Here is a 6,473-nt window from a genome sequence, read left to right on the forward strand (position 1 = left end):
GGCCGTAGGGCGGTGGCTGGGTGGTCATCGTGGTGGCCCCTGGGTGGTGGTGGCGTACGGGGCCGAGGATATCCACCGGGTCACCGGACCGCCCCGGGCGTCAGAAGAACTCCGACCACGGCTGGTCCCAGATCTGCTTCACGCACAGCACCAGGAACAGCAGGCCCGCGATCGCCAGCATGGCGTTGCTCAGGGGGCCGTTGCGCCACTGGGCGGGCGTGCGGGAGGTGTTCAGCAGCCACATCAGCGTGCCGGCCAGGAAGGGCAGGAAGGCGGCGCCGAGGACGCCGTAGATGATGACCAGGCGGAAGGGCTGGCCCTGGAAGAGCAGGACCATCGGCGGGAAGGTCAGCCAGAGCAGGTACACGCGGAAGGGCCAGGAGCGCTCGCGCGAGCCGGAGGCGACCTCCCGGCCGGAGTCCGCCGCTCCCCCGCGGTCGCGGTAGCGCGCCACGAAGTCCGCGAACATCAGGCTCACCCCGTGCCAGACGCCGATCAGCGAGGTGAAGGAGGTGGCGAAGAACCCGATGAGGAAGAACTTGGCGGTGGCCGAGCCGTACTCGTCCGCCAGGATGTCGCTGAGCTGGACGAGCCCCTTGTCGCCGCTCGCGATCGCCACGTTGGCGGAGTGCAGCAGTTCCGCGCCGACGAAGAGCATGGCGACGACGAAGATGCCGGTGGTGATGTAGGCGACCCGGTTGTCGAGCCGCATCACCTTCATCCATCCGGTGTCGGTCCACCCCTTGGCGTTGACCCAGTAGCCGTACGCGGCGAGCGTGATGGTGCCGCCGACGCCGCCGATCAGGCCGAGGGTGTTGAGGACGGAGTCCTTCTCGTCGGGCAGCACGGGCAGCAGGCCCGCGAGGGCGTCGCCCAGGTTCGGGGTGACCCGGATCGCCAGGTACACCGTCACCACGAACATGACGCCGACCAGGAGCGTCATGACCTTCTCGAAGACCGCGTACTTGTTGAACCAGACGAACACCAGGCCCACCAGCCCGCAGGCGATGGCCCACCATTCGAGGTCCATCACGTCCGGGAACAGCGCCTGCAACGGCAGCGCGCTCGACGACATCGCCGCCGCGCCGTACACGAAGCCCCAGATCACCACGTAGACGGCGAAGAACCAGGTGGTCCAGCGGCCCAGGCTCGCCCAGCCGTCGAACAGGGTGCTGCCGGTGGACAGGTGCCAGCGGCCCGCCGCCTCCGCGAGGGAGATCTTGACGAGGCAGCCGATGACCGCGGCCCACAGCAGGGTGTAGCCGAAGTTGCTGCCCGCGATGAGGGTGGCAACCAGGTCACCGGCGCCCACGCCGGTCGCGGCGACGACGATCCCCGGGCCGATGTACCGCCAACTGGACCTGCGCGGTACGGGGTTCGCCTCACCGGTCACTGTGTTGTCCGTGGTGTCCGCCATGAAGGTCAAGAAACCCCAAAGACCGCGGCCCGGCAAGAGGGCGTGCGGTGAAGGAACCCGCACGGTTTCACGCCATCGCGTCTTTGTCCGCTCTTGACCTGACCATGTCAGAAGAAGACGATGTGCCGTACACCCGCACCGGCAGCTCGTCGCTGAAACACCCCGCTCCACTCCCCCACTTCCGGAGATCCCGGGACCTGGAGAACACAGGAGACTTCATGCGACTTCGCACACGCGGTTCCGGCGCCCTCGGCGGCAGACGCCACGCCACCTTCGCCGCCGTCGCCTCCCTCATGGCCCTCGCCCTCGCGGCCCCGCTCTCCGCGAACGCCGACAGCGCCCCGAAGGCGGCCCCGAGCACCGAGGACGTCCGCCAGTACGAGATCCACCAGCAGACAACTCCCGTGACCCGTACGGCCATCCAGCAGACCGGGGTGACCGTCGACGAGGCCGACGAGGAGACCGTCGTGGTCTCCGGACGCGCCGACCAGATCAGCAAGCTGCGCCGACTCGGCTACGAGGTGACCGCGTTGGGGTCGGCCCCGGCGCGGGCCGCGCAGGACGAGGCCCGGCTCTACGACTTCCCCTCGGCCGACTCGCGCTACCACAACTACGCCGAGATGAACGCCGAGATCGACCAGCGCCTCGCCGCCTACCCGAACATCATGAGCAAGCGGGTCATCGGCACCTCGTACCAGGGCCGGGACATCGTCGCGATCAAGATCAGCGACAACGTGGCGACCGACGAGGCCGAGCCCGAGGTGCTGTTCACCCACCACCAGCACGCCCGCGAACACCTCACCGTCGAGATGGCCCTGTACCTGCTGCGCGAACTCGGCGCGGGCTACGGGAGCGACTCACGGGTGACGAACATGGTCAACAGCCGTGAGATCTGGATCATCCCCGACCTCAACCCGGACGGCGGCGAGTACGACATCGCCTCCGGCTCCTACCGCTCGTGGCGCAAGAACCGGCAGCCCAACTCCGGTTCGTCGGCGGTCGGTACGGACCTCAACCGCAACTGGGCCTACCGCTGGGGCTGCTGCGGCGGCTCGTCCGGGTCGACGTCCTCGGAGACCTACCGGGGTGCGGCCGCCGAGTCGGCGCCCGAGGTCAAGGTGGTCGCGAACTTCGTGCGCAGCCGGGTCGTCGGCGGGGTCCAGCAGATCAGGACGAACATCGACTTCCACACGTACAGCGAACTGGTGCTGTGGCCCTACGGGTACACCTACTCCGACACGGCCACCGGGATGACCGCGGACGACAACGCCGTGTTCAAGGCGGTCGGGCAGAAGATGGCCGCGAGCAACGGCTACACGCCGGAGCAGGCGAGCGACCTCTACATCACCGACGGGTCGATCGACGACTACCTCTGGGGCACGCACAAGATCTTCTCGTACACCTTCGAGATGTACCCGTCGTCCAGCTCCGGCGGCGGCTTCTACCCGCCCGACGAGGTCATCGAGCGGGAGACCTCGCGCAACCGGGACGCGGTGCTGCAACTGCTGGAGAACTCGGACTGCATGTACCGGTCCATCGGGAAGCAGGCGCAGTACTGCTAGGGAGTCTCGTCCTCGAAGTACGCGTCCATGACCGCGTCCAGCTCCTGGTCCCACTTCTCGAAGCTCGACCTCGACGCCGCCTCGATCTCGATCGGGTACCAGCGCAGGTCGGGCGTGTGCACCGTGACGGTGAACCGCTTGCCGAAGCGCGGGGACTCCGTCTCGATCGCGCCGATCTCGTCCCAGCGGAACTCGCAGGACTGGTCGTCGAGGGAGAGGCGGACGCCCTTGTGGTCGGCGACGATCCTCGCGCGACGGTCGGAGGCCTCGAAGACGGGGCCGTCGGGAGCCTCGTCCTCGGCGGCCTCGTCCTCGGCCTCGTCGGTGGGCTCTTCCGCGGGCTCCTCGACGGCGTCCTCCGGAGTCACCTCCGGCTCCTCCGTGGCGGACTCCGCCTCGTCGGAACCGGGTGAGGTGAGCCCGGGGATGAAGGCCGGGTCGAATCCGGCGCCTTCCAGGGGCTGGCTGCTCGAACCTATGCGCTGCTCCACAGCGGGCAGTATGGTCGACGATCCTGTGTCGCACACAGCCGGCCCCTACATCGTTATCGGACGCCTACATGGGGCTACAACACCTACACGAACACACTCAGTACGGCGGCCACCACGAATCCCGCCACCGACAGCACCGTCTCCAGCACGGTCCACGTCCTGAGCGTGTCCCGCTCGCTGATGCCGAAGTACTTGGCCACCATCCAGAAGCCGCCGTCGTTGACGTGGGAGGCGAAGATGGAGCCGGCCGAGATCGCCATGATGACGAGGGCGACGAAGGCCTGGGAGTGGTGGCCCTCCGAGAGCAGGGGCGCCACGATGCCCGCGGTCGTCACGATCGCGACGGTCGCCGAGCCCTGGGCGACCCGCAGGACCACCGAGATCAGGTACGACAGCACGATCACCGGCAGGCCGACGTCGTTGAAGGTGTCCGACAGCGCCTGGGCGACCCCGCTGGCCTTCAGGACCGCGCCGAAGACCCCGCCCGCGCCGACGACGAGCAGGATGTTGCCGACCGGCTTGAGGGACGCGGTCGACACCCGCTCCAGCGACCTGCGGGACCAGCCGCGGCGGATGCCGAGCAGGTAGTAGGCGAGGAGCAGCGCGATCGTCAGGGCCACGAAGGGGCTGCCGAAGAACTCGATGACCGAGCGGCCCGTGGAGGGGTCGAAGGCGATCGAGGAGAACGTGGCGGCGAGGATCAGGACCAGGGGCGTGCCGATGATGCCGAGGACCGTGCCGAGCGGGACGGGGTCCTCGCGCGGTACGACGCCCTGCGCCCGCTGCTCCTCGATCACCGCCTGCTTGGCCTCCGCGGCCGCCTCCACCATGTCCTGCGGTACGGCGACGAAGATGCGGCGCCCGACCCAGGCGGAGTACGCCCACGCGGCCAGGACGGCCGGGATGCCGCAGACGATGCCCATCAGGATCACCCAGCCGAGGTCCACGTGGAGCAGACCGGCGGCGGCGACCGGGCCGGGGTGCGGGGGCAGGAAGGCGTGGGTCATGGACAGGCCCGCCAGCAGCGGCAGGCAGTAGAGCAGGATCGACTTGCCGCTGCGCTTGGCCGCCGCGTACACGATCGGCGCGAGCACGAAGATGCCGACGTCGAAGAAGACCGGGATGCCGAAGATGAGTCCGGTGAGGCCCATCGCGAGGGGCGCCCGCTTCTCCCCGAACAGGTTCAGCAGCCGGGACGCCAACACCTCTGCCCCGCCGCTGACTTCGAGGATCGCGCCGAGCATGGTGCCGAGGCCGATGATGATCGCGACATGGCCGAGGATGCCGCCCATCCCGGACTCGATGGTGGACACGGCGTCCGAGCGCTGGACCGTGCCGAAGAGTTCGGTGACCGACAGGCCCGCGAGCAGGCCGACGGCTATGGAGACGCCGAGCAGGGCGACGAAGGGCTGGAGCCGGACCTTGATGATCAGGAAGAGCAGCAGGGCGATACCGAGGGCGGCGACCGTGAGCAGGCCCGCGGTGCCGTCGATGAGGAGGAGCAGGCCACCGGTGTGCGGGGGTGTCTCGGTGGTCGCGGCGAGCGGTAGGGACATGGGGGTCCTCTGGCTAAGAACATGGAGCTTTCGGGCAGGGGGCATCGCGGCACGGCGCCCCGGGGGGGGTGCCGTGCCGTGCAGGACGTGCGGGAGATGCGGGTGGTGCGGTGGTTGCCGGAGCGTCAGCCGAGGACGGCGAGCGCGTCGATCTCGACGAGGAGCCCGGCGGGCAGTCCGACGTAGACCGTCGTACGGGCGGCCGGGGGCGCGGTGAGGCCCTGCTCCTCGAAGTAGGTGTTGTAGATCGCGTTCATCTCGGCGAAGTGGTCCACGTCCGTCAGGTAGACGCGGATCATCATCACGTCGTCCCAGGAGGCGCCGCCCTCCTCCAGGATCGCCTTGACGTTGGCGAGGGTCTGGAGGGTCTGTTCGCGCAGGGTGGGCCCGGCGGGCGTCGGCGGCCTGCCCTCCTCGGCCGGCAGGAAGCCGACCTGCCCGGCGACCTGGAGGATGTTGCCCTTGCGCACCCCGTGGGAGAACTTGGCGGGCGGTGTGGTGTGGGTCTCGGGGGTGAGCGCGATCTTGTCCGTCATACGGGGTCCTTGGGGTCCTTGGCGGTTGTTCTGCCGGAGTACTCGCCGCTGATGGCATCGGCCGTGCGGCGGACCTGCGGAAGCAGGGTGAGGAGTTCCTCGGCGGTGACGACGACGTTCGGCGCGGAGACCGACATCGCGGCGACGACCCTGCCGTCGGCGCCGCGGACCGGGGCCGCGACGCAGTTGATGGATTCCTCGTGGCCACCGAGGTCGGTGGCCCAGCCCTGTTCGCGCACGCGCTCCAACTCCTTGAGGAAGGCCGGGGCATTGGGTGTCGAACGGGCCGTGTACAGGGGGTAGTCGAGCTTGTCGGCGAGGGCGCGGCGCTCGGCCTCGGGCAGGTCGGCGAGCAGCAGCTTGGCGACGGCGGCGACGGTGATGGCGACCGGCTTGCCGATCCGCGAGTACATCCGCACCGGGTAGCGGCTCTCGACCTTGTCGATGTAGAGCACCTCGTCCTCCTCGTAGACGGCGAGGTGGACGGTGTGACCGCAACTCTCGTTCAGCCGTACTAGGTGGGGGTGGGCGATCTCGCGGATGTCGAGGTTCTCCATCGCCTCCTGGGCGAGCGCGATGAGGCGGGCGCCGAGGCGGTAGCGCTGGTCGGACTGGCGGTAGACCATGCCGTGTTCGTGGAGCGTACGCAGGAGTCGCAGCGCGGTGGACTTGTGGACGCCGAGGCGGTCGGCGACCTGTCCGAGGTCGGCGGGGCCCTCGGCGAGCAGCGGCAGGATGCTCAGTGCTCGGTCGACGGTCTGGCTCATGGGGTGCGTACCTCCTCCGGGGCCCTGTCGGCTTGCGTCCAGCCGGGGCCGAGTCGAAGTGTCCCCCACGTGTCGTCCCCGAGGGCGGCGAGCCGGTCGGCGTGTGCGCGGGAGGGGGGTACGGCGAGGTCGCCGGGGGTGGTG

At 69.2% G+C, this 6,473-nt stretch carries 6 protein-coding genes and 1 pseudogene; 1 reads left to right on the forward strand and 6 read right to left on the reverse strand.

Features of this window, described 5'->3' with window-relative positions; all coding sequences use genetic code 11:
• Positions 1 to 100 precede the first annotated feature (100 nt).
• Complete coding sequence (locus tag EHS43_RS33855) at positions 101 to 1,417, reverse strand: Nramp family divalent metal transporter (RefSeq protein WP_125194476.1); 1,317 nt, start codon at positions 1,415 to 1,417, stop codon at positions 101 to 103.
• A 218-nt stretch (positions 1,418 to 1,635) separates the two neighbouring features.
• On the opposite strand from EHS43_RS33855, the gene EHS43_RS33860 reads away from it, so the two are divergent.
• Positions 1,636 to 2,979 (forward strand): M14 family metallopeptidase, encoded by a 1,344-nt coding sequence (locus EHS43_RS33860; RefSeq protein ID WP_125194477.1) that lies wholly within the window; start codon positions 1,636 to 1,638, stop codon positions 2,977 to 2,979.
• Here the strand turns inward: EHS43_RS33860 and EHS43_RS33865 are convergent.
• The 5 genes and pseudogenes from EHS43_RS33865 to EHS43_RS48285 form a co-directional block, all read right to left on the reverse strand.
• Positions 2,976 to 3,470, reverse strand: coding sequence for a hypothetical protein (locus EHS43_RS33865; protein WP_125194478.1), 495 nt, complete (start codon positions 3,468 to 3,470; stop codon positions 2,976 to 2,978). The genes EHS43_RS33860 and EHS43_RS33865 overlap by 4 nt on opposite strands.
• A gap of 83 nt (positions 3,471 to 3,553) precedes the next feature.
• Positions 3,554 to 5,026 carry a GntP family permease gene (locus EHS43_RS33870; protein ID WP_125194479.1) on the reverse strand — a complete coding sequence of 491 codons (1,473 nt, stop codon included), beginning with the start codon at positions 5,024 to 5,026 and terminating at the stop codon, positions 3,554 to 3,556.
• A 125-nt stretch (positions 5,027 to 5,151) separates the two neighbouring features.
• Positions 5,152 to 5,562, reverse strand: a complete 411-nt coding sequence (locus tag EHS43_RS33875; RefSeq protein ID WP_125194480.1) for a RidA family protein — start codon at positions 5,560 to 5,562, stop codon at positions 5,152 to 5,154.
• Positions 5,559 to 6,329 carry an IclR family transcriptional regulator gene (locus EHS43_RS33880; RefSeq protein ID WP_125194481.1) on the reverse strand — a complete coding sequence of 257 codons (771 nt, stop codon included), beginning with the start codon at positions 6,327 to 6,329 and terminating at the stop codon, positions 5,559 to 5,561. Before EHS43_RS33880 ends, EHS43_RS33875 begins: the two co-directional genes overlap by 4 nt.
• Positions 6,326 to 6,473: pseudogene (locus EHS43_RS48285) on the reverse strand (sugar kinase); the annotation flags it as partial. The pseudogene EHS43_RS48285 and the gene EHS43_RS33880, both read right to left, overlap by 4 nt.

It is taken from the genome of Streptomyces sp. RP5T (assembly GCF_003933965.1).
GTDB lineage: Bacteria > Actinomycetota > Actinomycetes > Streptomycetales > Streptomycetaceae > Streptomyces.

Excerpts from the sequence above, each read along its gene's own strand:
- EHS43_RS33855 (WP_125194476.1), bottom strand. The coding sequence starts at position 1,417 with ATGGCGGACACCACGGACAACACAGTGACCGGTGAGGCGAACCCCGTA.
- EHS43_RS33860 (WP_125194477.1), top strand. The coding sequence starts at position 1,636 with ATGCGACTTCGCACACGCGGTTCCGGCGCCCTCGGCGGCAGACGCCAC.
- EHS43_RS33870 (WP_125194479.1), bottom strand. The coding sequence starts at position 5,026 with ATGTCCCTACCGCTCGCCGCGACCACCGAGACACCCCCGCACACCGGT.
- EHS43_RS33875 (WP_125194480.1), bottom strand. The coding sequence starts at position 5,562 with ATGACGGACAAGATCGCGCTCACCCCCGAGACCCACACCACACCGCCC.
- EHS43_RS33880 (WP_125194481.1), bottom strand. The coding sequence starts at position 6,329 with ATGAGCCAGACCGTCGACCGAGCACTGAGCATCCTGCCGCTGCTCGCC.